The sequence below is a fragment of the uncultured Paraglaciecola sp. genome (assembly GCF_963977085.1).
Lineage (GTDB): Bacteria > Pseudomonadota > Gammaproteobacteria > Enterobacterales > Alteromonadaceae > Paraglaciecola.
In genome coordinates this window covers 26,460-51,972 of the sequence record NZ_CAXBNC010000021.1, presented here as the reverse complement: position 1 = coordinate 51,972, position 25,513 = coordinate 26,460, and the positions used below count along the sequence as shown (strand labels likewise).

Here is a 25,513-nt window from a genome sequence, read left to right as displayed (position 1 = left end):
TAGGCATTGATTGCGCTAATGCGGCTGGGTTAGGATGCTTCGCCAAATAAGTGTGAGTTACTCTCTCACTTATCCGTTTTTGCTTTTTTACATGCCGAGATATTGAGTAACAATGAAGTTTAAGAATTTACTGGTTATATTAACCGCCACCATGATGTTATCAGCCTGCGCTGATTGGATTTTCCGAATTGATATCCCTCAGGGCAACTTTTTGGACGACAAAGACGTTAAAAAGCTTAGGATCGAAATGACCAAAGAACAGGTTGTATATGTGCTAGGTAAACCTGTTTTAGAAGACGCCTTTGATCACGATACTTGGTATTATTTGTACCAAATGAAGCGAGGCATGAAACAGCGCGGAGAAGACTTCCGTAAAGAACTCACCATTAAATTTGTGGATGATAAAATTGCTGAAGTGACAGGTGATTTTGAGTTATCTGAAGACTTTAATACCCCACTAGATCAATAGTTATCTGACCTTAAGTTAAGTCAAGTCACACCATCTAAAATCTTCCGATTACCCTAACCGGAAGATTTTAGGCTTTTTGAGCTAATCTTAGATGCACAGTGACCTCTTCCCTATTGTGGTAAAGGTGTTTTGCCTGTAATTGATACTTTGCAACTTGCTGTGCTTGCATCACTTCTTCAATAATGGCTAATGCACCTTGCACAGACTCATAACGCTTTTTCATAGGTAATTTAAGATTAAACATGGCTTCCTTACAACGGCCATCAGCTACCCAGCTTGCCATGAGTTTGGCTACACGCTGCGGCTGTTCAATCATGTCGCAAACTAGCCAATAGATATTATTTTTCTTGGGCTGAAATTTAAACCCATCTTCTGGGCAATAGGTCACCTGCCCCGTTTCCATTAACGCCTCATCCATAGCTCCGTTATCAACAGCCTGCACAAACATGCCTCGTTGTACGAGTTGATAAGTCCATCCACCGGGGCAAGCCCCCAAATCTACAGCATACAAACCACCTTGCAGACGTTCGTCATGTTCTTCCTTAGGAATAAAAGTCTGAAAGGCTTCATCCAATTTCAAAGTTGAACGACTGGGAGCATCATGAGGGAATTTCAATCGTAAAATTCCTAAAGGTAAGGATGAATTATTATGTGTAAATGAATAACCAATATAGGCCTTATCTGTTTTAGTAAAAAACACATGTAATACAGGTTTTTTGCTGTTGTCTTTGTTAGTTAACTTACTCTTTTTACGCAAAGCTTGTCTTAAAGGGACGCTAATTTTCCGACACAACTTTGACAGCTCTCTGCCATCAGTCGTATCGGCATATTCAACGCGTAACTCGCCACATAATGGGAAGTCTTCACAAGCAGTTAAAAGTGGGCCAATTCGGTCTGACACATCCATATCTTCAAGCACGTGTTGACAAGCAAACTGTTGCCGAGCAAAAATTAAATGGTTGAATTTTAGTTTGTTAGCTAACACTTCAGCATGTTCTTGTTGATAACAATTAAACAACACAAAACCACTGTTCGCTTTGGTTTGCGAATAGCCAAACACCTCTAATTGAGCTGCCTTATCTTGGACTTCATTGGCCACATCGTTTTCAAAACCACTACGGCAATATAACAATAATCCGCTCATAGTCTAACTCCCTCCTTTTAAGGCTGCTGCAAGCAACAGCGCCCAACCAACAATAAAACATAGGCCACCTAGAGGGGTTATCGGACCAAACCATTTAACTTGGGTAAGCGCCAACAGATACAAACTACCGCTAAACAAAACAATACCCGCAATCATAAAACCTGCGCTGTAAACCAATAAAGGTTGCGGCATTTGACGATACAAAATAACCAGTAAAATCAAGGCAAGGCTGTGGTACATTTGATACTGCACACCGGTTTGAAAGGTATTGAGTAGTGTTTCAGATAACTTACTTTTAAGGCCGTGGGCAGCAAACGCGCCCAACACAACTGACAGCATGGCACTGAATGCTGCAATACTTAATAGGATTTTCATAAAGAAATATGCTCATGAATTAGGTTAGGAACCAACAAACACTTTGTTGGTAAATACATAAGTCTTGATCATAACAAAAACCAACAACTGTTGGTTATCAATTAAGGGGTTTATTGATTTGTACTTGTTAGCTGTTTGCAAATTACGACTTTTTCTCTTTGAAGCGTTTAACAACTAATCATGATTATAGTAAGGCTTGCCTAATCCTATCGATATACTTTAACCTTAAGATAATTCGAATTCAGTTTCAGCCTGTAAGTGCAATTAAAATATCGCACTCTTGTCCAACTAATTGCTTAACATAAATGACTCTATTGAAAAAGATAGGCAGATGAACACAAAAGAATTTGCAGTGGCTAACGAAAAATCTCAAAAAAACACTTAAGCTTTAAAACACTCCGAGAAATAAATGATTGTTTTTTAATTCTGTCATTTTTGATATTACTTAATTTTGAAATTAACATTTCAGGGCTAATCCAAAACCCCGTTTGCCAATCAATGTAAAGCGGGTAATCAATTAATACCACATGGACAAGTTCTATTAAGGACCGTTGAGTTTCCCTTCTACTGGGTGGATAACGATCAGTTGTTAAACCCCAACCGGCATAAAAAGGCTGACCCCATGTGTGAACTTGTACATCATGAATTAAGGCCTCAAAGCCACTCAATGATGTCATTGTGTGCAACTCATCTATTTTTGAATACAAACTTGTCAACGGCAAGTCAGTCACTATCATGTCAACACAGCTTTGCAAACACTCTGTTGAAACAATACCCTCGCGATTTCCAGATACTACGTCAGGGTGAGGTTTATAAATAATATGTGATTTGGGGTTGGCCTTGCGCACTGCATTTAATAGTGCTTCATTACTTTTAATATAGGGGCTACCTGTAGTTATTGATGCATCACCATCTACTTGCCCTATCACTAAAATAACTACTTTATTTTCTACATCTATTTCAAAATTTCCGGCTTCACCCACATTGTATTTACTCACACCCGAGCGGCGAATAAGCTGAATTAAGGACTCAGCCCTACTGATATTTGCCTCGGTCAAAGAAGCGTTATGTAACATGGTTTCTAGGTCAGAAGGAGAACGGCTGTCAAAATAGATCCCCTGCTTATCAAAGGACAAAGAAGAAGGCTGAGATAAATTGGCTCCCAAACCACTAGAACGAATAAAGCCATCTTCAACGCGAATACAATCAGTTAACTCAGGATACTTAGCCCCCCATACCAATATTTTTTCGTCGCTGGCGAGGCTAGCTGGAAGTTTATTAACAAAAACAAGTTTGGGAGACAAATGCCGACAAAAATGTCGCATAAACGCGCGTTTCCATAAAGAAAATCCGACTAAAAATAACCTGCTATAAAGTTCGCCTTCTTTATACTGGAGTTGAATGAGTGCGAGTATACTTTCAAGGTCACAAGCTTGCTGCATAATCGGATCATAATATTTTGTGTATTTGATTAAGGCTGCATGTACTAATTGTTCAAATGTCGTTTTACCTCGGCGTTCACAAGATAAAACATCATGTGTTAAACCCCACCCCGCATAAAAAGGCAAACCAAAGCAATAAACAGGCTTATTATAAAACAACGCTTCAAAGCCCATTTGCGAAGATACAGTATAAACCGCATCTACAGCTTTAATTAACGCATGAGGATGACAATCTTCATCTATTATTTCCAATTGCGGTAAAACTAATTTCGTTCTTAGCTGCGCTAACACGCCGATCTTTTTGCCTAAACGGGTATCAGGGTGAGTACGTAATAATAAGCGTGCATTCGGATGATTTTTTTCGGCGTGGGTAAGCATGTTGATAAAGCTGTTCTGATTAGCCATTGCACCTGCAATAGATAAATCCCCAGCAACTTGATCAACAATTAAAATACACGGACGTTTATCAGAGGATAACTTTTTAGCTAAAGCAGAAGGTAATTCAACAGATTTATAACAGTTGTATTTAGTGGCCCCAATATCAACAATCTGCTGAATAAGCTTTTGTGTGCGAACAAGTTCATTATTGCTTAATGTTTCCCCAATATAAGACTCTAATAAGCAAGGTTTTCGGGCATCGTAATAAACCCCTACCCCATCTGCGATTAATGCAACAGCTTGCCCTTTACGAGCTGGATGACCAATATAACCAATAAATCCATCTTCAAGATGCAAATACTTCAGGTTATGAGTGTTTGCTATTTTTTTTGTCTTTTGGGTATTAGCCTTCAAGCCCCAACCAACAACCACATCATCTGAAGAATAGATAACGCGAGAAGAAAGCAAAGACAACTTTTGATTTAAACAATGTTCCACTAAAGCCTTACGTTTAATGATTCCTTTAGATGCAGTTAAAATGGTCATAAATATAGATATTCTTTTAAATTAAGTTTGGTCAGTAAACGCGCTTTAATGGCAATGATTAATATTATTTGGCATACATCAAAAAAAGGCGTTCAAACAACCACTTCCTTTATCAAAAGAGAATTTTAAAAAACGCAATACCTAATAAACGGGTACAACCCTTTGTATCGATTAATGCCAGATTTTTACTCTTATCATTCCCCCTAACGGATAGCATCTCTAAAAAAATTGAGAGGCTCTCTGATCAACTTCAGACTCTTTCTCTCTAATCTTTGTTTAAATGAGCGTGATTTAAGAGAGTTATCTTTTATTTTTTTGTTAGTAATAACTGATTGAGATGCCCCATGATTGCCGTCAGTTTGATTAACACTTGAGGTATTCTTATTTTTTAAAGTGTGTATGACACTTGGCAGAAATTCACCATAGGCTTTTGAGTTCCAAGGTACTTCTGTGAAGTCATATTGAAAAAACAATGGGCTACTAGTTAATTGCTTAATCTCTGTGAAATTCAATTTTTCTGTAATAGAACGCAAAGATCCATCATCTTCTTTTCTTAGATAAGTAGAAGCACTAGCAAACGAATAAAAATCGTTTTTCAAGTATGCAACGAATTGCAGAACTTTTTGCCAATCGACGCTTTGAGGTTCATTTATAAAAGTCATGACTTCATCTAAATTTGATGCTTTTTTATTGACACCTTCGATACCGTAAAAACTATCCGAAACATAGCAAACTGGAGTTTTGAACAACATAGCTAAAACACCGACACCTGAGTTCATCAATAGGGTTTTGTCTGCTAACGATAATAAATCGTATATATGCGTGTCATCCTCAACAAATATTACCTCAGAACCAACAATAGGTCGCTGAGTCTCAAGTGGGTGTTTTTTTGCTAAAACAACCCATTCGTTAGGATCAAGCTTGCGCTGTACATTTGTAACCAGCTCACAAAATTGTGCATAACCACCTATATCGCCAGAGAAGTATTTAATGACCGTATCACTGGGGCGTTGAAAAGGAATAAACAATACTTTTTTGTTACCTATTCGATATTGTTTATCTAAATTTTCTCTTAACAATTCCTTGCCTAATCTAGCGCCATTCGCTTCCAATGTATTGCCGCACTCAATCAAGTTATCTATATAGAAACTGGTTTCATCCAAAACATCACCTTGGATGTGTTGCCAATTTTGATGGTGGTATTTGGAACTGTCCGCATTAAATCCTGTTTCATCGATAAACCAAGAATCTGGCAATGCGCCTCTTTCAAACACGATAAATGGAAAATTTGAATTTTTGGCCCATTTGTATAGCTGTAGCCTTGTTTCATTTCCATATGGGTTCCAGAAGAACAACCTTACAATATTGTTTCCCACAAGAAAGTTTTTGAACTCTTCGGTTGAATTAAACGTGAACTCACTTCTATATTCCACCTCTCCTAGGTAAGGAAGAATCTGTCTAATAGAGAGCCATGATTGATCACCTTTTACTCCAAGTATTAAGGTTTTCTTTTTTAAATTAAGGTCAGCTAAAGGTGAAGGTCCAATTTTATCTTGGTCATACTTCATCATTAAATCAGTAAGTAGCTTTTTATTTCTGTGCATACTTCCATGGTAGGCACCTTTATTTGGTCTAGGGTGCCATATATGAATTAAGAACAGTGAAGATCGCATCGCTATCTCGCCGTATAATCCAAATAACGTTCTGAAACCCTCATATTCTATTGATTCATAATTCCCCTTGTTCAAATAATAATTTTTAGGCCTTGAGAACTTAGGAAAATTGGCGGCTAATCGATGTATCAGTTCAAAGTCTTCGCACCCATGACCATAAAACTCTTTTCTGTGCCCACCCAAAGTCAAATAATGAGCTCTATTAACAACGGCTACTGACGTTGATGGCGCATAAGAATCGATTTTTCCAAACGTCTGATATTCATGCCAACGCCTAACCTGAAAAAAAGCGAGTTTTCTATCTATTTCTAGAAACTCAGTGCTGCCGTTTTCACTAAGATAAAAGCAAGGAACAAGGAAAAATGAATTAATATACTCAGTCATTTTTCTTAGTCTAATTTCATCAACTACTTTTTCATAAAAAGTGCTATCCCAGACTAAATCGACATCCATAAACATGACTATATCTGACATTGCATATTGAGCACCAAAATCTCGGGCTGCACCTATAGCAAGGGTCTCTCCCCTGGTATCGTGGAACAAATATGTTACGTTGTGGCTTTTGCAAATGCTTTTTATTATCTTTGAATAATGTTCATTGCTTCCTGAGTCAACAACCAGAAAATTAACTAACTTAACGCCATTAGCTTCAGCTAATTGCCTTTTTAAATTCGATAAGACGTATTCACGGTCTGAACTTACCCTTACCGGAATTATTACTGAGAGCAATTCATAACCGTTTACATTTTCCATCTATCTAACCCACCTCTAAATTGCCAAAATCACAGCCGCACTGGCCGCAATTTGATACATCACTTGGGTGATATCTTTGGTCAGCTGAAAGGACTTTTCATCCGGTTTAGCCAATACAAAAATTTCATCTCCTGCTGTTATTACTTTGTGTTTACTGAGTTTTTTATTCACTGTTATTACACTGCCATTAGGTTTCATGACTAATACATTGACATCATCCATATCTAGCATTGCGCCGCCTGCTTGTTCGATAAAGTCTTTTGCTGACAAACCTGTTTGGTAGGCGATAGCAGTAGGAAATAAGACTTCGCCATGCACCATTACAATATTTCGTTTTGCGGGGATCACCACTTTATCGCCTTGCTGCAAATAGATGGGGTGACTAGAGTTGAGATGGGATAACAACACTTGCCCATTGGGCTGTACTTTTTTAGCCTTGTCTATCCAGGTTAATATGGTTTCTGCTTCTTTACTGCGCAGCTGCGCAGCTTCATTAGTTTGTGAGCGCGCTGTAAGTACACTTTGCTCTAATGCGGTAAGTGACTCCAATAACATCGCTTTTTGACGCTCCGCTACTGCTGGGCGAAATAACTGCATGGCTTGTCTATTCGAAAGTGGTGTAAAAATTATCTGTTCGGTTAATTGTGTTAACGTTGCCCCCCAAGGCAACACCAACTCTTGCTGGGAGTTGTGTTCGCCCATTACCGTTACGCTAATACTTTTAGCTCGAAGTTGTGAGCTCACTTTAATTAAAGTGCCCGGCTGTACTTCCACGTTAGCCAGATCGCTAACGCTATATTGACTTGCAACGACTTCTCTCCCTATAGGTGTCACCAAAGTCACATGGGTCGCTTTTTCTTCTATCGCCACCGACTTCAAAATATCTTCTAAAAAGTTAACTCCCTGTTTAAGTTCATATTTACCAGTAAAGCCTACTTGGCCTTCTATATTAACTTCGGCCAATTTGGGCGCGACAAAGATTAAGTCACCGTCTTGAAACTGGGTATTGAGCAATTTCCCCTGAGTTAAAAACCCATATAAATCGAATGTGTTTAATACTTTGTTATTGCGTTTTATTTGGATATTGCGGTAACTTCCAATATCTGATCGAATACCACCTGCTTGATCAATGAAGGTTAATATACTGTCGGCGCTATGACCCTGGTATAGTCCTGGCTTTGATACTGTGCCAGACACAAATACTTTTACTTGTTCGCTAGTGGCTAAGTTGGCGTACACCTCGACATTAGATTTATATACCCGTTTTATTGACTTTTTAACCACATCGTTTAATTGGCTATTCTTAACGCCTTTAACTAATACTGGCCCCACCTTGGGAATAAAAATATTGCCATGCACATCCACTACTAGTTCGCCTTGGTAGTCTAACGCCCCCCATAACTGCACTAGCACTTTGTCTCCTATAGACAGATGGTAGTCGGGATTAAAACCACTAAAACCCACTTTATTAAAATTACCTTTAAATAACCAATCCCCATAGGAATTGTTAGGCTTTATTTGGGACAGTGCATTAGGCTGCACCTCTGCTTCTTGAGCTAAGGCTACGGCTGATTTGGCCACCTGGGCAAAACTGGACAACACAAGTGCCAGTAAGATCCCCGTATAAACCAGTTTCATTCGGCATGCTCCTTAATGATCGCCATAACAAGTTTTGCTAACAAATACATGATCAGTAAACTAATAAACCAAGTAAATATGCTGTACAGCCGTTTAGGGTAGCTGGCTTCATCGGCAATTTTGGCCGACTGAATTATCAATAAATGTTTGAGTTTTTGATAAGCTTCCACTCTAGTTGACTCTAACCCTGCCAAGGCATTTTTGTAGAGTTGTAAAGCTAATTCAGTATTAAGTTTTACTTCTTGATAGGCAGAGTTGATTTTGTTTAGTGAACTCGCATCACCAGTCGTTAAACGAGCTTGCTCTTCTAATAACTGGGCTTTTAAAGCGTGAATATTATTTTGTTTTGTCACTACCTCGGGCGCGTTCTTATGCATAAAACTCAACAAGACTTTAAGTTCAGACTCTAAAATTACTAACGATGATTCAAGTTGGTTAATCACTTGTACCAAAGCGCCACTCTGTTGCTCTGGATTAAATAATTTATTGGTATCTTGAAACAACACTAAAGCAGTTTGCTGTTTTAAAAATATTGCGTGGGCCCGAGACACTTCAAGCTTGGCGTAATCCATTTGGTTGTTTACCATTTTGACCCCAAGTTCATTTATGAACGCTTCACTTTCCACTAAAATTTGTTGCGCTATTCGTTGTGAATATTCGGGGGAAAATGTTTGTACTTCTAAGGTTAAAATGCCTGCTAGCTCGTCATAACTTACTGTTGTGTGTGCTTGATAATATGCCAAATATTCTTCGGTTGTAGCGTTTTGAGTTAGCCGACTAAACCAATCCCATTCTGTTAATGCATAATGCTTTTGTAATTGTAATTTTGAATCGAGTCTTTCTGCTAATTCACGGGATTCAATAAAAGCGATAAGGATATAGGCATCTTTACTGCTTAGTGACGTCGACCCTAAAGACGCTAACCCACCTAAGGTCACTTTTTGTTCATTGGCCTGTTCGACCACAAATATTGCTTGACTCACATAACGAGGCGACGCAATTAAACTGTAATAAACAACCACTAATAGTGAAGTTAGCAAAACCAATAAAAATGAACCAAAACGAGCCCAAGTGGCATACGCAGTTTTTATCGTTTTTAGGTAGGTTTGCGAATCTTTGACAAATAACAAAGGCTGCGTTTTCAACTTTCGTAATTTACGCTGGGTATTCGAAAGCGGTTTATTAATGTGTGACATAGCAGGACTGGTACTCTTGTATCGCGTGGTCTATTTCATCAAAATAATGTAAATTTTGGTCTTTTATTAACAAACCCGCTTGGCAGTATTTTTTAAGTTCATTGGCTGAATGGTTAACCATGATCACTTTAGTATTTTCATATTTGTCTTTAAGCACCTTTTCACTTTTCTTCTTAAAATTTGTATCTCCGACAGCAGTTAGCTCATCTACTAATAACACGTCAAAATCAAAATCGAAGGCCATGGTTAAACCGAAAGCCACTCTGGCGCGCATACCACTAGAGTAGGTTTTAACTGGCTCGTCAAAATAAATACCAATTTCTGCAAATTGGCTTACCTTTTCTTCAACCACTTTGGTATTGGTGAAACCATGAATACGGGCGACAAAACGTACATTTTCACGGCCACTCATTGAGCCCTGTAATCCACCGCGCAAACCTAAAGGCCAACTTATTTTAAGAGGACTGACTACTTTACCTCTTGATGGGTAATCGGCACCGCCCAATATTTTAATCAAGGTTGATTTACCTGCGCCATTGGGGCCTAACACCCCTATACTTTTATCCATTGGTAGACTTAAATTTATATCTTTGAAGACATGTCGGCGCCCTTGTTTAGTGGGGTAATATTTACTGAGTTGTTTAAAAGTGATCATCAGGCCGAAAACCTCACCCTGTTGATACGATACAAACCTAGTCCTAAAAATAGTAAAACTAAGGCACAAAGCATTACATACCGCCAATCACCGACAGGAGTGGTGTAAGAAACAAAATAGGCGTCACGACTGAGTTCAATAATATGAAATATTGGGTTCCAGGTGAGCAGGTACCAATATTGAGCTGGGATCATTGTTGCTGCAAAAAACACGCCCGACAGGTAAAACATCGGAGTCAGCACCATGGCCAAAAGTTTAGGTGTGTCTTCCCATTCTTGCACAGCTGCACACAAGGCTAAACCTAAACCAAAGCTGATAATAATAAGCAATCCATTAGCCATAAAAAACGGTAATAACTGATCTGGTACAACATCAAAACCTAACCATGCCAAAGCAGCCATGATCACTAGATATACTATCGCATAAGTGGCGATTTCAATGACAAATCGAGTAATAACGGGATCGATGGGCGCGACTTGCCTGTATGCAAATAGCGCTTTATTAGAGGCAATTCCCACTGAAAGTTGAGATAACAATTTTGAAAACAGTTTAAACGGTAATATGCCCGTAAACAAAAACAAAGCAACTGGTACATTGGCAAAACTATTACGTCCGATTAGAGTAAAAAGTAATCCTAATACAGCTGCTTGTGCTAAAGGCTCCGCTATGACCCAAAAATACCCTAACTTTGAAGAACCAAAGCGAGCTTTCACCTCGCGCATGAGTAGTGCATGTACCGTATCACACATTATTTTAAAGGCGTTTCTGCGGGGTATTCCATGTATCATTTCAGAGGAGTTTTGCATTACTGAAAATACTCCAATACACCGACTACTTTGTGCCTATTGACTTCATCAACCACTATCACACTTTTAATGTGGTTGTCGCGCATCATCTGTTCCGCCTCTATTAATCGCTGCTCCTGAGAGATGGTAATAGGGATTATGGTCATTATGTCTTGGGCAGTAAGGGTTTTAAAATCAAGGTATTGAACTAAAGAGCGACGCAAATCGCCATCAGTAATAATCCCTTGTAGAGCACCATTGTTTTCTACTATAGCTAAACCTAACGTAGAGCTTGTCATAGCTAATATCACGTCATGCATTGACTGGTTCATTGTAACTATAGGTAAATCAGTAATATGCATTACATCTTTAACTTGGGTTAACAAGCGTTTACCTAAACTTCCGCCAGGGTGGTAAAGGGCAAAATGATGGGGTTTAAAATCCCTAAGATGGATTAAGCCTATGGCTAAGGCATCACCCATTACTAAAGTTGCAGTGGTAGAGGACGTAGGAGCCAAATTATTTGGACAAATTTCACGATCTACTTTTACATTTAATATAACGTCTGAATTTTTTGATAAGCTACTTCGTGTATTACCCGTTATGGCAATTATTTTATTGCCAAAATTCTGTAAAGATGGGATGAGCTTTAAAATTTCGTCAGTCTCACCAGTGTTGGATATCAACACCACTACGTCACTTGGCTGAATCATACCCAAATCGCCATGAAAGGCTTCTGCAGGATGTACGAAAAAAGAGGGTGTACCTGTTGATGCCATAGTCGCTGCAATCTTACGACCTATGTGTCCTGACTTGCCCATACCAGAAATAATTATCCGCCCTGTGCTAGCAGCAATCAAACACAATGCCTGCTCCAAGCTCTGTTCGCAGTGCTGCGCCATATTCTTGATTTGTAGGCTTTGGGTTACGATTGACTCTTTACTTTTCTCAATCGCTGCCTTTAACTTATTTTTATCAACACCTCCATGCAATTTAGTCGGATGCATAAATGGTTTAACAACCTTTATTGCAGTCTGTACCTTTACTGAATTTTCACCCATAGCCATTTTCCCTAATAATTTTTGTCAATATAAGAATTGTCTGCAAGTAAATATTCAAATAAACCACAGGTTTAATGCATGCACTAAAGAGGTTTCGGACTTGTTAAGGAAAAACATAAATTTCATTCTGATTAACTTAAAATAATTTTTGAAATGGCCACGAAGGTATTTGTTGGCTTCATGTAGAAACTCCCTGGTATTTGATTATTTTCTTTCAGAAACCGCGTGAATTTTGAAAATATATGCTCGCAAGGTTGACAAGATACTTTCCAAAACTCGTGTAGCTCTTTTTGACTTGTCATACCTTCAATATTATATATTGCGTTACCTAAAACTTTAGTTGGGGTGCCGTGATGAAGTGATGAGATACCCACTGTACTGTTAACTGTAATAGTCCCCTTTGCATGTTTTAACAAAGAAGGTAAATGAGCATCATGACAATAAAATACGCGTTGATTAAGATCATATGCATAACAAAGTTTCTTTATGAACCTTTGGTAATTATTAAAACCTCTATCCATTGGATGATGTTTAAAGATTAGAAAATCGTCTTTTGCAGCATTTTTTGCAAAGGATTCAATTACGGTACTTATAAACTCCTCAACAGAACCAAAAGGCGAATGAAATAAAATTTGGCTATCCACACTCACTTGTAACGGCACAAGAAAATATTGTTTAGACAGACTATTTTTAATTGATTTTGATAACTTATAATCGTTGGGTGTGTACATGATTCTTCTTATCCCAGATCTAACCCAACTAAACACCTCTTCAGTAAATAACCATGGTCTATGATGAATATAATGTTTATATTTATACGAATAGATAAGTTTAAATAAATAATAAATGAATGCATTCACTGACATAAAGCAAAATGAATTTTTTCGTGTCATGTTTTCGCTATCTGAAATAGATAGTCCGGAGCTATTAAATTTTTCAAATAGTTCCATAGAAAACAATGAATTACTATTGACACCTTCTTGTTCAAGGGTAATAAACGAAGGACGCAAATACCCTTCTTCGAATGCCCACAGATCCAAACCTTGCTCTGACGCAATGCTCTTAGCAACCCGATGATAAAACCTGCAATCGCCAAACACGACAATATCCGTAATATTATGTTTGAATACATAGGCTTTCAAAAACTCAGACCAATCTTTTGGTTTTTCTAAGTAGGCTGTGGTGCGTTTATTTCTAGAAAAAATTTCGTCACCACCATTAAACGTAATTTGATAGGTAGTTACATTATTCTGTTTTGCCATGAAGTCTGCGAGTTGTCTGAAAAACGAGCCTACTGGTCCTTGTAAAAATAGTATATTTTTGTGCATCTTAAACCCATGGTCACTGGAAAAAAGGATCTTAAACCTCCCTATAATTAAAACTATTACAAAATGTAATTAAACCTACTACAAAATGTAACTGAACCTATTAAAAAACGTACAATTCAAAGACTCATTACGAAAAGTGAATGGCAAAGGCATGGTGAAAATTTTGTTGGGCTTATTAAAGGTTAAACTAGTAGTGCCAGCCCATTTCAGATATGCGACTTAATAAATTCAGCAGTCTGAGTAATGGCTTGATTTAGATGACCATCAATAGTAAACCCAGAAGATTTACGGGGTTTAAAACTGTGATCGCCATCGGCTAAATAACTTAGCTGAACCTTTTCAGACAATTTATAAGTAGCGACTTCTTCTCGCGTACCAAAAGTGTCTCTTTCTCCCTGCAATATTAAAACGGGCTTATTAATGACCTCTAAATGTTCAGTACGCAATTTTTCCGGCTTACCCGGTGGGTGAAACGGATACCCCATACAAATACAACCTAGTGCAATAGACTCTTGGAGCAACATACTCGCCATTCTGCCCCCCATAGACTTACCACCAATAAAGAGGGGTAAACTATGGTCAACTTCACTGAGTACTGTTTTAAAGTGAGCAAGTAATTTATCAGCTCTGTCGGGTGGCCGCCTCTTACCCAATTCTTCTGCCAATTGCATGTAGGCAAAATTAAAGCGCAGTACCTTGATATTATGTTGACTGATCCCTTCTGCCATTAGTTGCATAAATTCACTGTTTTGCCCGGCACCGGCACCATGGGCAAAAACAAAAGTAGCCATTGGGTTTTTACTTTCATTATTCAAAGTCTTGATCATCTTGTTCTTCTTTCACTTGTGCCAATAGCCATTCTCTAAAAGCTGTAATTTTACCTAAATCTGCCTGAGACTGATGACAGACTAAATAATAGGCATTTTTAGTAATAAGTTTTTCTTCAAATGGGCAGATTAACCGCCCTGCTTCAATTTCTGGTCTTGCTAAGAAGCTATAACCTAAAGCGATCCCTTGACCTAATGCTGCCACTTGCTGGACTAACAAAGAATGGCTAAAAATAGGGCCATGATTAACGTTGACACCTAAAACATTAAAATGCCGAATCCACTCTTGCCAAGCGTCTCTTGAGGAATCATGCAATAACGTATGCCGACTTAGATCATCTAACTTCACTAAAGGTTTATCACCTTGAAACAACATTGGCGAGCACATTGGAGTCAAATATTCAGTATGTAACTTATCAGCTGCTAACCCAGACCATTTTCCCTTCCCAAAATAGATTGCGACATCCACATCATCAGTAAGAAAGCCCTCATCTCCATCGACAGCCTTGATACGCAAATCAATATCTGGATTCAACTGACTAAATTTGCTGATCCTAGGTACTAACCATTGGATCGCAAAACTGGTTTGCAAAGCCACAGTAAGCGCACCCTTCCCACCCTTTGCGACGAGACGCTCAGTTGCGTCATTAAGAGACTGAAACACCTCTTTTAAGTCAAGGTAATAACTCTGGCCTTCTTCTGTCAGAAATAATGCTCGGTTTTTTCGCACAAAAAGTTTCATGGATAAAAACTCTTCTAATGCTTTTATTTGATGACTGACTGCAGCTTGAGTCACAAAGAGTTCATCTGCTGCACGGGTAAAACTGAGGTGCCGGGCCGCCACTTCAAAGGCTTTTAGGGAGTTCAGAGGTGGTAATCTGCGATTCATGGGCAAAGAGTCGATTAATTATCTAGTAGCGCCCATTAAAGCATTAGTTTTTCTAATCCACAACCATACAAAATGTCATTTTATTAGATAAATAGAAACGTATAGAATTCACTCAGTGGTAAATATTTATTGTTTTAAAACAATAAATAAACATCACAAAGCAGATTAACAAAATATGACAAAATTATTACTTTACATTACTAATACTAAAGGTTAACAAAATGAAAACATCTTATGCTATATTGGCTATCGTAGCCTCTACTCTTTTTACTCAATCTGCCACGGCAAAACTTGGCGCTAGTCCTGCTATTTTGCAACTTGCAAGTAACATGGAAATAAACGTAGAAGCGGAAATCATTGATAATATCAATGAGATGCTAGCAAACGTTAATGCATCAACTATTAAAGATGATGTCACTAAGCAACTGACTATCGGCACAGTTCAATCACAAACCAATGAACTCATGCAGAGCGTCAATGAAAACCTACCAGAATTCAAATTCAAGGTAGTGATTGCAGACTAAATTTATAAAAGGTATATCTGCTCGTTAATTCCTATTAGTAAGTTATCGCTGTACAAGGCCCTGAGTGCCTTGCACAGCAAAACTTACAACATCTAGAATAGACTTCACTTATTAGTCAGCACTCGTATCTAGCGGTGCAAACCCTTTCACTAACTCATCTAATGCTTTCATTTGTTGTAAATACGGCTCTAATTTATCCAATGCCAAAGCACATGGACCATCACATTTTGCCTCATTAGGATTAGGATGAGCTTCAATAAATAACCCAGCTAAACCCAAGGCCATACCGCTTCTGGCAAGCTGTGCCGCTTGAGCACGTCGACCATCAGCTGAATCAGTACGGCCACCCGGTTTTTGCAACGCATGTGTCGCGTCAAATATAACTGGCGCATAAGCTTTCATCTCATCCATCGCCAACATATCAACCACTAAGTTGTTATAACCGTAACAAGAGCCTCGCTCACACAAGATAATTTTGTCATTACCCGCTTCACCAAATTTAGTAATGATGTGACGCATTTCGTGCGCAGCTAAAAATTGTGGCTTTTTTACGTTGATAATGGCGTTAGTTTTTGCCATAGCGACCACTAAATCTGTTTGACGAGCTAAAAATGCCGGTAATTGGATCACATCTACCACTTCTGCAACAGGCGCTGCTTGGTGAGTTTCATGGACATCTGTAATCAAAGGCACGTCAAAAGTTTGTTTAATTTCTGCAAAGATCTTTAATCCCTCTTCCATTCCAGGACCACGATAGGAATGCACAGAAGAACGGTTAGCTTTGTCAAATGATGCTTTAAATACATAAGGAATACCTAGCTTTTGGGTCACCTCTTTGTAGTGCTCTGCAATACGCATTGCCATATCACGGGATTCCAAAACATTCATACCGCCAAAAAGCACGAAAGGTTTATCATTAGCGACTTCAATATTACCAATAGTGAGGTTTTGTAAATTTTGCTTAATTTCCATAGAGAGGGCTTACTACTCTTAATATTTATTTTAATCGATAGCATACCAAGCTAAGGGATTTCTGGGTATCTGAAAAGCTTAAGGGGCCATTAATTTTGTTATATGCTCAAGTGTTTCGGTTATTCACCCTGTATAGAACATTTATCCGCTATATTTTTTGGGTAAAAGTAGCACTCAGCTCAAATAACCCGTAAAATCACGGGTTCGATTTTAGTGGCTGGTTTAAGACTAAGTGTCTATCAAGCTGCCGAACAAAATGATTGCCAAAGGTAAGTACAATCCGCTATGACAAAAAAGCTATTTATTAAAACCTGGGGTTGCCAAATGAACGAGTATGACTCGGAGAAAATGGCAGATCTCTTAGACTCCACTCATGGTTATCAAGCCACAGATACAGCTGAAGATGCGGATATCATTTTGCTCAATACCTGCTCCATTCGTGAAAAAGCCCAAGAAAAAGTATTTCACCAATTAGGCCGCTGGAAAAACCTGAAAAAAGATAAACCAGAACTCATTATTGGAGTTGGTGGGTGCGTGGCATCACAAGAAGGTAAAACCATTCGGCAACGAGCACCATTTGTTGATCTCGTATTTGGCCCGCAAACTTTGCATCGCTTGCCAGAAATGATCAATCAAATTAAAGGTGGCAGCAAATCCGTTATCGATATCAGTTTTCCAGAAATTGAAAAGTTTGATCGCTTACCAGAGCCAAAAGCAGACGGCCCTACTGCCTTCGTATCCATCATGGAAGGCTGTTCTAAATATTGCACCTTTTGTGTAGTGCCTTACACCCGTGGTGAAGAAGTCAGTCGACCAGTTGATGATGTGTTATTAGAAATAGCGCAGCTAGCCGAACAAGGTGTTCGCGAAGTCAACCTGTTGGGGCAAAACGTTAATGCGTTTCGTGGTCCAAACTACGACGGCAGTATATGTACTTTTGCTGAATTGTTAGAACTGGTCGCATCAATCAATGGTATTGACCGAATTCGTTATACAACTTCTCATCCAGTAGAGTTTACTGACGATATCATTGATGCCTATGCACAAATTCCAGAGCTTGTTGACCATTTACACCTACCGGTACAATCTGGCGCTGATCGTATTTTAAACCTAATGAAACGCGGTCATACTGCGATAGAATATAAGTCTAAGATTAGAAAACTGCGAAAAATTCGCCCCAACTTAAGTATGTCTTCAGATTTTATTATCGGTTTTCCTGGTGAGACCAATGCTGATTTTGAAGCGACTATGGATTTAATCCAAGCCATGGACTTCGATTTAAGTTTTAGTTTTATCTATAGTGCTCGCCCCGGTACCCCCGCAGCTGATTTACCTGACGACGTCACCGAAGAAACCAAAAAGCAACGATTAAGTTTGTTGCAACAACGAATCACACAACAAGCACTACGCATTGCTCGAAACATGGTAGACACTGAACAACGTGTGTTAGTTGAAGGTCCAAGTAAGAAAAACCCTATGGAGTTATCAGGGCGTACTGAAAATAACCGCGTTGTAAACTTTGAAGGTTTTCCAAGTATGATTGGGCAATTTGTTGATGTGAAAATTACCGATGTGTTTGCTAACTCGCTTAGAGGCGATGTGATTAGAACCGAAGACCAGATGGACTTACGTAACGAATTGGCGCCGCAAGCTATTTTAGCTAAAAATCCGAATAAAGTGGATGAATTGGGTGTAGGTCATGTTGCCGTCGCGCCATAAAATTTTCAAAAACCAAACAGTAAAGAGACTTGCCATTTGAGTAACCTTGTTAGTAATGAAATTGTATTAGAGCCTGCAGATCACAAACGTTTATCCAGCTTGTGTGGGCCTTTAGATGACAATATCAAACAGATTGAGCGTCGTTTGGGTGTAGAAATTACCTACCGTAATAACGAATTTAAAGTGTTGGGACAATCACAACAATCTAGTGGAGCCGCACAGCTTCTCAAATTGCTGTATATGGAAACCCAACCTATTCGTGGCCAAATCCCAGATATTGAGCCAGACAAAGTGCATCTTGCAATCCAAGAAGCCAAATGTTTGGAGCAAGCGGAGGCCGGTCAATACAATAAAGAAGTGCATATCAAAACCAAACGCGGGGTCATTAAACCTCGTAATTCTAATCAGTCCCAATACGTCAGTAATATCATAAATCACGATATTAGCTTTGGTGTCGGTCCTGCTGGAACAGGGAAAACTTATCTGGCAGTTGCATGTGCGGTAGAAGCCCTAGAACGTCAAGAAGTGCGTCGAATATTGTTGACCCGCCCTGCAGTAGAAGCCGGGGAAAAACTTGGGTTTTTACCTGGAGATCTCTCTCAAAAAGTCGATCCTTATCTACGCCCTCTCTACGATGCCTTGTTTGAAATGCTCGGTTTCGAAAAAGTTGAAAAACTCATTGAACGCAGTGTAATTGAAGTCGCGCCTTTGGCTTATATGCGTGGACGCACCTTAAATGATGCTTTTATTATTTTAGATGAGGGTCAAAATACCACAGTTGAACAAATGAAAATGTTCTTAACTCGCATAGGCTTTAATTCTCAAGCGGTTATAACTGGGGACATTACCCAAGTCGACTTGCCTCGCGGTGTTCGTTCAGGTCTGCGCCACAGCATAGAAGTGTTAAAAGATGTCAAAGACATTTCCTTTAACTTCTTTAGCGCCAACGATGTAGTGCGTCATCCAGTTGTGGGGCGAATCGTACTGGCATATGAAGAATTTGAAAATAAACAAGAAAAACAACGATTACAAAAAAAGGCAGAACAAGAAGCGCTTGCCAACAAGGATGAAAATTCCTCTAAGTGAATAATTTGTGAGCGCCACCTTAGATTTACAACTTGCCAGTGACTGTAGTGATATCCCTAAATTAGAAGATATCCAGTTGTGGATAGACACCTTATTTTTGCATCAACAAATTGCAGATAAAGAAATGACTGTGCGTATTGTTGACGATGCTGAAATCCAACAGCTTAATCAACAGTACCGTGGCAAAAATAAACCCACCAACGTATTGTCTTTCCCTTTTGAGATGCCTGAACTTTCTTTGCCTATTGATGTTCAAATGGACGAATCACTGTCGCAATTTTTAGGTGATATTGTTATTTGTGCACCAGTCGTAAAACGAGAATCACAACAGCAAAACAAAATTCTAAATCATCACTGGGCGCATATGCTAATACACGGAACCTTGCATTTGCTTGGTTACGACCATATTGAAGAGCAAGAAGCACAAGAGATGGAAAGCATAGAAATCGCAATATTACAAAAATTAGCCATTGACGACCCATACCAAAATCATTAATGATGCAGTTTAAGGTATCAACTGTATTATGTTTACTTGTATAGACTTTAATTAAACTAACTTAAATAACGAGATCATGAGCGAAGATAACCCCCCATCTACTAACGGTTCTGCCAATAAAGGCTGGCTTGATAAAATAGTTCAGTCCTTCACGGGAGAGCCGAAAAACAAAGAAGAATTGTTTGAAGTCATCACTGACGCCGAACAACGCGAGGTCATTAACCCCGAAACCAAAGCCATGATTGAAGGGGTGATGGAGGTCAGTGAAATGCGTGTACGGGAAATAATGATCCCAAGAGCACAAATGCGCACTATTGAAGTTGACCAGACAGTAGAAGAATTTCTACCTATATTACTCGATTCTGCCCATTCTCGTTTTCCTGTTATCAATGAAGACAAAGATCATATTGAAGGCATATTGTTAGCGAAAGACTTGTTAGAGTATGCTTTTGTACCCGGCAAAGAGTTTGAACTAAAAAATATTCTACGCCCAGCGGTTATTGTCCCCGAAAGTAAAAGAGTTGATGTACTACTTAAAGAGTTTCAACAAAAACGTTATCACATGGCTATAGTGGTTGATGAATATGGCGGCGTATCGGGTCTAGTCACCATTGAAGATATTCTCGAACTCATAGTGGGTGAAATTGAAGATGAGCATGATATTGAAGAAGGTGATAAGGATGGAATTCGCCCTTTAAATAAATACACCTATTCAGTAAAAGCACTGACGTCTTTAGAAGATTTTAATAAATTTTTCGAAACTCAATTTGATGAGGAAGAAGCCGATACTATTGGTGGTATTGTGTTAAAAGCCTTCGGTCATATGCCAGAACGGGACGAAAAAGTGACTATTAATGATCTTAAGTTTAAGGTAACTAACTCTGATAAAAGACGTTTATTGCAGTTAAAAGTCACCATTCCTGAAACAGAAGAATAGCCCTGAGCCTAAGACCAAACTTGAGTATTTCACAAAAAGTGAACGCCATGTCGTTCACTTTCAAACTGGCTTTATCCTCTTTATTGGGTGCGTTGCTTACCTTAGCTTACGCGCCTTTTTCATTTTGGTTTGTTACCTTCCTCAGTCTCACAAGTTTTATTTATTTGCTCAGCCAATCACATCCCAATCAAGGTTTTAAGTTAGGTTTTGCTTTTGGTTTAGGATGGTTTGGTGCCGGAATGAGTTGGGTACATGTTAGTATCGCAGATTTTGGTGGCGTCCCGCTGATAGGCTCCCTCGCCCTCATGTTACTGTTAAGTGCCTATTTGGCATTATTCCCAGCATTAGGCTTTAAACTCATCAGTAAATACTTTAACCACACACTTTGGCCAATTGCGCTGCCCTTTATTTGGTTACTCATTGAGTGGTTAAGAAGTTGGTTATTCACTGGTTTACCTTGGCTCTCTTTGGGGTATAGCCAATTACATGGCCCACTTTCTGGTTGGTTTCCGGTCATTGGTGAATTTGGTGTGGCAGGATTAACCCTATTAATCAGCACCGCAATGGCTATTTGGTTAAGCGCTAAAAAGTGGCTCCCTAGTACCATACTAGTAACCGTATTGTATGTATCAGGTTTGGCATTAAATCAATACCAATGGAGTACTCCAACCGGTAAGAGTGCCAATATCGCTATGGTACAAGGCAATATCGCACAAGCTCTGCGCTGGACACCGGAACAAGACCAGCCAACTATGGATAAATACAAAAACATGACGGCCGCGCATTGGCACAATGACATAGTGATTTGGCCAGAAGCCGCCATACCACAACTCGAACCTGTTGCGGCTGAATACCTAAATGAAATGGATAAACTCGCAGCGCAAACCCGTACAGGTTTAATCACTGGCATTGTGAATTACAATTTTGAAACACGAGAAGCCTATAACAACTTAATAGGGCTAGGACAAAGGCATGGGAATGACGCAAACAATAACGGCCCATCACAGGGGCATTACCGTTACTTTCATGGTAATCGCTTTGCAAAACATCATCTATTACCTATAGGCGAATTTATTCCTTTTGAAGACTGGTTACGAGGTTTGGCCCCCATTTTTGATTTACCTATGTCATCTTTTAGTCGCGGTGATTTTCAGCAAGGAAATATTGAAGCTAAAGGTTATCATCTTGCCCCAGCAATTTGCTTCGAAATTGCTTTTCCACGGCAGATATCCGCTAACCTATATTACAATACTGATTTTATCATCACTGTAAGTAATGATGCCTGGTTTGGTGGATCTCACGGCCCTGCTCAACATCTAGAAATCGCCCAAGCCCGTGCCAAGGAGTTTGGTTTGCCCGTATTGCGGGCCACAAATAATGGCATTACGGCTTTTATCGATCACCATGGTCAAATTCAAAGTAGATTACCTCAGTTTGAAGCTGGAGTATTAGGAGATACTATTAAACAAGTAACAGGTTATACCCCATACCGTTTGTTTGGTGATTGGCCCATTTGGTGTTTGTCATTCGTCATTTTTGGGTTGGCGTGTTTTTACCAAAAAAGATCTAAGGAGAGTTAATTGAGTTCAGTCACTCGTGATCCTAATTTTATCATCCGTCCAGCTAATGTTGCAGATACCGCACTTATTTTACGCTTTATTAAAGAACTGGCCGATTACGAAAAGTTACTACATGAAGTGGTCGCAAACGAGGCCACATTAAAAGAAAGCCTGTTTGGTGAAACCCCTCACGCTAAAGTCATCATTGGAGAATACCAAGGTAAACCGGTATCCTTTGCATTGTACTTTCATAATTTTTCTACTTTTCTTGGTCGCCCAGGTATTTACCTAGAAGACTTGTACGTGCAACCCCAGATGCGCGGCAAAGGTTTAGGTAAAATACTGTTAGGTTATTTGGCGTCTCTTGCCATAGAACTAAACTGCGGGCGTTTAGAATGGTGGGTATTGGACTGGAATAAACCCGCAATTGATTTCTATCAGTCTTTAGGTGCTCAGCCTATGGACGAATGGACCGTAAACCGTGTAACAGGTTCAGCCTTAGAAAAATTGGCGCAACAACTAAAATAAGTTACTCAGTTAACTGCACCTATTTTATTACACAGTGCTAGGTGTAATGACTTTACGCACACCTAGTATTGCTTTAATTCTATCAATTGGAGTTAACACAACAATATTACCCATTAACACCAAAACAAAGCCAATAATTGTACTTGTTTGCCATACAAAACCTTCAAACATCATACTCAATGTCACAGCGACCACTGGAAATAGCACCACTGTATAACTCGCTTTTTCAGGACCAATGTCTTTCAACAATACAAAGTAACAAGCGAAGGCGATCACTGTGCCAAATAGGCTTAGATAAAGCAAAGACGCTATATAAGGGAGCCTAAGGTCTAGGTTAAATTCGCTACCATTAATTAAGGTGAATACTAGCAAAAACACACTGCCATAAAACATGCCCCAAGCATTACCCTGCATAATGCCAATATTGTTTCTTGAGTTACGTACACTGGTCATATTCCCCAAAGACGCCACAAAAGTACCGCCTAAGGACAAGCCTAAACCAATGATCGCCTCACTGGCAAAGTCCAAGGTTTTAACGTCCTGCCAAAATAAACCTACAATACCTGCAAGGCCCAGAATAGCCCCAATAAAAATACGCGGTGCTATGGGATTACCAAAAAATATTCGGGTATTGATGATGTTCATTACCAATAAAGTCGAAAACGCAATAGAGGTCATGGCTGAGGTTAGATAATTTTGGGCCCAATACAAAATCACGTAATTAAAGCCAAAGTTACAACAGGCCAAAATCATAAAGAAAAGGTGATTTCTAAGGCTAAATTGCATCGCTAGATTTTTAAATAGGCAATACCCCCACATCAGTAATGCCGCTATGGTAAAACGGTAAACTAAGGAGACTTCGGGGGCAACTACACCTAACTGGTATTCGATAGCCAGCCAAGTAGAGCCCCAAATCAGGACCGTTATAATATATAAAACTGTGCTTCTCATTTTTTTTACTATTCCACTCTCAAAGCTTTAGGTTAATTTAACTCGTAAACTGAATACTAAACAGATACAGTTAATTGAAAATATAACCTATACAGATAGAGTTAATAATTAAGATGACTATCTCCAACCTGAAAGAGCCCAATACATACTTGTATCAGCAAGTCATTAATTTGATCACCGAGATGCGTATCAATGGTACCTTACAAACAGGACAAAAATTGCCCTCACTACGTAATTTGTCTACATCTCTTTCCGTCAGCATCCCCACAGTTAAACAAGCCTATATAGAATTGGAGCGACAAGGAGTCATACTTGCCAAACCTAAATCAGGTTATTTCCTCAGGCAACACAATAAATCAGAACAACCTAAAAAGGCACGTTTACCTACTAAACCTATTGCGGTAAGTCGCCAACAGCTGATTGAAGACGTTTTTAAGTCAATTCATCAACCCCATAACTTAGCACTTGGTGTGGCAAACCCTGTTGCTGCCTTACCTATTACCAAAACACTTAACCGTACTATGCGCCGGATTATGTCTGTCATGGGTGACAAAGCCATGCACTATGGACCCGTTGCTGGTTATGAACCGCTTAGAAGACAACTCGCCTTTAGTTATTTAGAGTATGCCCTACCCTTAGCACCCGATGACATCATTATCACCAATGGTGCTCAAGAAGCCCTGAATATTGCATTGCAATGTGTTGCAAAACCGGGCGATGTAATAGCGGTTGAGTCACCCTGCTATTTTGGGATTTTAGAGTTGATTGAAAATCTAGGTATGTTGGCATTAGAAGTACCTATTTGTCCCGAAGACGGTTTAACCCTCAAAGATGTAGAAAAAGCCATTGCTAAACATCCAGTCAAAGCCTGCATTTTTTCGAGCACTATTGCCAATCCAATGGGATGTGAGTTAACCGATGAGGCGAAACAACAGATAGTTGAATTGTTAGAAAACAAAGATATTCCTCTGATCGAAGATGATGTCTACGGGGATCTATATTTCACTGAGAAACGCGGTTCTCCGGCACAAAAATACAGTAAAAAAGGACTAGTTATCACCTGTAGTTCGTTTTCTAAAACCGCTGCGCCAGCGTACCGAATTGGCTGGATCGCTAGCCAAAAATTTAGTCAAAAGTGCGCACAAATAAAACGCGCACTGTCCTGTTCGTCTTCACATATGAATCAAATTACACTATTTGAATTTATCAGAACGGGTGATTACGAGCGCTATCTCACCCAATTACGCAGTGTACTGCTCACCAACAAAGCTCGCATGCGCAACATATTACAACAACTGTTAGGTGACAGTGTACGTATCAGCGATCCAAAAGGTGGCGCTGTGTTATGGTTAGAGTTTGATAAATCTATTAATAGCGCCGACGTATTTCAACTTGCGCTACAGCATAATATAAGTGTTAGCCCAGGCACCTTGTTTTCTCCCAGCAATCGTTATCAACATTGCATTCGACTTAGCTACGGTTTGCCGTGGAATGAACAAATCGAAGCAGGACTAAAGGTATTTACTGATATATGTTTAAAAAAACTACCTGCTCATAAATAGCAACATTTCATAGACGTTTA

Annotated in this window: 23 protein-coding genes; 9 read left to right on the top strand and 14 right to left on the bottom strand. The window is 39.2% G+C overall.

All coding sequences use genetic code 11. The features are described from left to right. Window positions 1–112 precede the first annotated feature (112 nt). The gene (gene bamE / locus AAC000_RS19120) at window positions 113–469 is read left to right on the top strand and encodes an outer membrane protein assembly factor BamE (protein ID WP_339725017.1); all 357 of its coding nucleotides are present in this window, start codon (window positions 113–115) and stop codon (window positions 467–469) included. Between the two features lie 67 nt (window positions 470–536). Here the strand turns inward: bamE and rlmM are convergent, their stop codons facing one another. From rlmM to AAC000_RS19060, 12 genes are all read right to left on the bottom strand, one after another. Next, window positions 537–1,613 (bottom strand): 23S rRNA (cytidine(2498)-2'-O)-methyltransferase RlmM, encoded by a 1,077-nt coding sequence (gene rlmM / locus AAC000_RS19115; RefSeq protein ID WP_339725014.1) that lies wholly within the window; start codon window positions 1,611–1,613, stop codon window positions 537–539. 3 nt (window positions 1,614–1,616) lie between these two features. After that, window positions 1,617–1,988 carry a DUF423 domain-containing protein gene (locus AAC000_RS19110; RefSeq protein WP_339725011.1) on the bottom strand — a complete coding sequence of 124 codons (372 nt, stop codon included), beginning with the start codon at window positions 1,986–1,988 and terminating at the stop codon, window positions 1,617–1,619. 356 nt (window positions 1,989–2,344) lie between these two features. Then, complete coding sequence (locus AAC000_RS19105; protein ID WP_339725008.1) at window positions 2,345–4,354, bottom strand: capsular polysaccharide biosynthesis protein; 2,010 nt, start codon at window positions 4,352–4,354, stop codon at window positions 2,345–2,347. A gap of 203 nt (window positions 4,355–4,557) precedes the next feature. Next, window positions 4,558–6,780, bottom strand: a complete 2,223-nt coding sequence (locus AAC000_RS19100) for a glycosyltransferase (protein ID WP_339725007.1) — start codon at window positions 6,778–6,780, stop codon at window positions 4,558–4,560. Between the two features lie 15 nt (window positions 6,781–6,795). Continuing rightward, window positions 6,796–8,418 (bottom strand): polysaccharide biosynthesis/export family protein, encoded by a 1,623-nt coding sequence (locus AAC000_RS19095; RefSeq protein WP_339725006.1) that lies wholly within the window; start codon window positions 8,416–8,418, stop codon window positions 6,796–6,798. Continuing rightward, entirely contained in the window at window positions 8,415–9,614 is a 1,200-nt protein-coding gene (locus tag AAC000_RS19090; RefSeq protein WP_339725005.1) for a lipopolysaccharide biosynthesis protein, read from the bottom strand. Before AAC000_RS19090 ends, AAC000_RS19095 begins: the two co-directional genes overlap by 4 nt. Further along, window positions 9,601–10,269, bottom strand: a complete 669-nt coding sequence (locus AAC000_RS19085; RefSeq protein WP_339725003.1) for an ABC transporter ATP-binding protein — start codon at window positions 10,267–10,269, stop codon at window positions 9,601–9,603. The genes AAC000_RS19090 and AAC000_RS19085 overlap by 14 nt, the downstream gene beginning before the upstream one ends. Beyond that, complete coding sequence (locus AAC000_RS19080) at window positions 10,269–11,075, bottom strand: ABC transporter permease (RefSeq protein ID WP_339725001.1); 807 nt, start codon at window positions 11,073–11,075, stop codon at window positions 10,269–10,271. Before AAC000_RS19080 ends, AAC000_RS19085 begins: the two co-directional genes overlap by 1 nt. Further along, on the bottom strand, window positions 11,075–12,115 hold the full coding sequence (locus AAC000_RS19075) for a KpsF/GutQ family sugar-phosphate isomerase (protein WP_339725000.1): 1,041 nt from the start codon (window positions 12,113–12,115) through the stop codon (window positions 11,075–11,077). Before AAC000_RS19075 ends, AAC000_RS19080 begins: the two co-directional genes overlap by 1 nt. Before the next feature lie 131 nt (window positions 12,116–12,246). After that, window positions 12,247–13,443, bottom strand: coding sequence for a capsular biosynthesis protein (locus AAC000_RS19070; protein ID WP_339724999.1), 1,197 nt, complete (start codon window positions 13,441–13,443; stop codon window positions 12,247–12,249). Window positions 13,444–13,649: 206 nt separating this feature from the next. Beyond that, window positions 13,650–14,270 carry an alpha/beta family hydrolase gene (locus AAC000_RS19065; RefSeq protein ID WP_339724998.1) on the bottom strand — a complete coding sequence of 207 codons (621 nt, stop codon included), beginning with the start codon at window positions 14,268–14,270 and terminating at the stop codon, window positions 13,650–13,652. After that, the gene (locus tag AAC000_RS19060) at window positions 14,251–15,159 is read right to left on the bottom strand and encodes a transcriptional regulator GcvA (RefSeq protein WP_339724996.1); all 909 of its coding nucleotides are present in this window, start codon (window positions 15,157–15,159) and stop codon (window positions 14,251–14,253) included. Before AAC000_RS19060 ends, AAC000_RS19065 begins: the two co-directional genes overlap by 20 nt. Before the next feature lie 221 nt (window positions 15,160–15,380). On the opposite strand from AAC000_RS19060, the gene AAC000_RS19055 reads away from it, so the two are divergent. Next, window positions 15,381–15,683, top strand: coding sequence for a hypothetical protein (locus AAC000_RS19055; protein WP_339724994.1), 303 nt, complete (start codon window positions 15,381–15,383; stop codon window positions 15,681–15,683). A 111-nt stretch (window positions 15,684–15,794) separates the two neighbouring features. On the opposite strand, the gene kdsA is transcribed toward AAC000_RS19055, so the two are convergent. Next, window positions 15,795–16,655 (bottom strand): 3-deoxy-8-phosphooctulonate synthase, encoded by an 861-nt coding sequence (gene kdsA, locus AAC000_RS19050; RefSeq protein WP_339724992.1) that lies wholly within the window; start codon window positions 16,653–16,655, stop codon window positions 15,795–15,797. Window positions 16,656–16,940: 285 nt separating this feature from the next. Here kdsA and miaB point away from each other — a divergent pair, with 285 nt between their 5' ends. The 6 genes from miaB to AAC000_RS19020 all read left to right on the top strand — a co-directional run bounded on the left by miaB (window position 16,941) and on the right by AAC000_RS19020 (window position 22,980). Then, window positions 16,941–18,374, top strand: coding sequence for a tRNA (N6-isopentenyl adenosine(37)-C2)-methylthiotransferase MiaB (gene miaB / locus AAC000_RS19045; protein WP_339724990.1), 1,434 nt, complete (start codon window positions 16,941–16,943; stop codon window positions 18,372–18,374). Window positions 18,375–18,410: 36 nt separating this feature from the next. Beyond that, a complete protein-coding gene (locus tag AAC000_RS19040) occupies window positions 18,411–19,460 on the top strand; it encodes a PhoH family protein (RefSeq protein ID WP_339724989.1) in 1,050 nt (349 codons plus the stop codon). A gap of 7 nt (window positions 19,461–19,467) precedes the next feature. Next, window positions 19,468–19,956, top strand: coding sequence for an rRNA maturation RNase YbeY (ybeY, locus tag AAC000_RS19035; protein ID WP_339724988.1), 489 nt, complete (start codon window positions 19,468–19,470; stop codon window positions 19,954–19,956). Window positions 19,957–20,032: 76 nt separating this feature from the next. Beyond that, window positions 20,033–20,893 (top strand): CNNM family magnesium/cobalt transport protein CorC, encoded by an 861-nt coding sequence (corC, locus tag AAC000_RS19030; protein WP_339724987.1) that lies wholly within the window; start codon window positions 20,033–20,035, stop codon window positions 20,891–20,893. Between the two features lie 47 nt (window positions 20,894–20,940). After that, window positions 20,941–22,473: an apolipoprotein N-acyltransferase gene (gene lnt, locus AAC000_RS19025; protein ID WP_339725069.1), complete on the top strand. Its 1,533-nt coding sequence runs from the start codon at window positions 20,941–20,943 to the stop codon at window positions 22,471–22,473. Beyond that, window positions 22,474–22,980 carry a GNAT family N-acetyltransferase gene (locus AAC000_RS19020; protein ID WP_339724985.1) on the top strand — a complete coding sequence of 169 codons (507 nt, stop codon included), beginning with the start codon at window positions 22,474–22,476 and terminating at the stop codon, window positions 22,978–22,980. Window positions 22,981–23,007: 27 nt separating this feature from the next. Here AAC000_RS19020 and AAC000_RS19015 read toward each other — a convergent pair whose 3' ends face one another. After that, window positions 23,008–23,931 (bottom strand): EamA family transporter, encoded by a 924-nt coding sequence (locus AAC000_RS19015; RefSeq protein ID WP_339724983.1) that lies wholly within the window; start codon window positions 23,929–23,931, stop codon window positions 23,008–23,010. 113 nt (window positions 23,932–24,044) lie between these two features. Here AAC000_RS19015 and AAC000_RS19010 point away from each other — a divergent pair, with 113 nt between their 5' ends. Further along, on the top strand, window positions 24,045–25,493 hold the full coding sequence (locus AAC000_RS19010) for a PLP-dependent aminotransferase family protein (RefSeq protein ID WP_339724981.1): 1,449 nt from the start codon (window positions 24,045–24,047) through the stop codon (window positions 25,491–25,493). Window positions 25,494–25,513: the final 20 nt, after the last annotated feature.

Bases quoted from the DNA above. Each gene is read 5' to 3' on its own strand.
- bamE (WP_339725017.1), top strand. From the start codon at position 113: ATGAAGTTTAAGAATTTACTGGTTATATTAACCGCCACCATGATGTTA.
- rlmM (WP_339725014.1), bottom strand. From the start codon at position 1,613: ATGAGCGGATTATTGTTATATTGCCGTAGTGGTTTTGAAAACGATGTG.
- AAC000_RS19110 (WP_339725011.1), bottom strand. From the start codon at position 1,988: ATGAAAATCCTATTAAGTATTGCAGCATTCAGTGCCATGCTGTCAGTT.
- AAC000_RS19105 (WP_339725008.1), bottom strand. From the start codon at position 4,354: ATGACCATTTTAACTGCATCTAAAGGAATCATTAAACGTAAGGCTTTA.
- AAC000_RS19100 (WP_339725007.1), bottom strand. From the start codon at position 6,780: ATGGAAAATGTAAACGGTTATGAATTGCTCTCAGTAATAATTCCGGTA.
- AAC000_RS19095 (WP_339725006.1), bottom strand. From the start codon at position 8,418: ATGAAACTGGTTTATACGGGGATCTTACTGGCACTTGTGTTGTCCAGT.
- AAC000_RS19090 (WP_339725005.1), bottom strand. From the start codon at position 9,614: ATGTCACACATTAATAAACCGCTTTCGAATACCCAGCGTAAATTACGA.
- AAC000_RS19085 (WP_339725003.1), bottom strand. From the start codon at position 10,269: ATGATCACTTTTAAACAACTCAGTAAATATTACCCCACTAAACAAGGG.
- AAC000_RS19080 (WP_339725001.1), bottom strand. From the start codon at position 11,075: ATGCAAAACTCCTCTGAAATGATACATGGAATACCCCGCAGAAACGCC.
- AAC000_RS19075 (WP_339725000.1), bottom strand. From the start codon at position 12,115: ATGGGTGAAAATTCAGTAAAGGTACAGACTGCAATAAAGGTTGTTAAA.
- AAC000_RS19070 (WP_339724999.1), bottom strand. From the start codon at position 13,443: ATGCACAAAAATATACTATTTTTACAAGGACCAGTAGGCTCGTTTTTC.
- AAC000_RS19065 (WP_339724998.1), bottom strand. From the start codon at position 14,270: ATGATCAAGACTTTGAATAATGAAAGTAAAAACCCAATGGCTACTTTT.
- AAC000_RS19060 (WP_339724996.1), bottom strand. From the start codon at position 15,159: ATGAATCGCAGATTACCACCTCTGAACTCCCTAAAAGCCTTTGAAGTG.
- AAC000_RS19055 (WP_339724994.1), top strand. From the start codon at position 15,381: ATGAAAACATCTTATGCTATATTGGCTATCGTAGCCTCTACTCTTTTT.
- kdsA (WP_339724992.1), bottom strand. From the start codon at position 16,655: ATGGAAATTAAGCAAAATTTACAAAACCTCACTATTGGTAATATTGAA.
- miaB (WP_339724990.1), top strand. From the start codon at position 16,941: ATGACAAAAAAGCTATTTATTAAAACCTGGGGTTGCCAAATGAACGAG.
- corC (WP_339724987.1), top strand. From the start codon at position 20,033: ATGAGCGAAGATAACCCCCCATCTACTAACGGTTCTGCCAATAAAGGC.
- lnt (WP_339725069.1), top strand. From the start codon at position 20,941: ATGTCGTTCACTTTCAAACTGGCTTTATCCTCTTTATTGGGTGCGTTG.
- AAC000_RS19015 (WP_339724983.1), bottom strand. From the start codon at position 23,931: ATGAGAAGCACAGTTTTATATATTATAACGGTCCTGATTTGGGGCTCT.
- AAC000_RS19010 (WP_339724981.1), top strand. From the start codon at position 24,045: ATGACTATCTCCAACCTGAAAGAGCCCAATACATACTTGTATCAGCAA.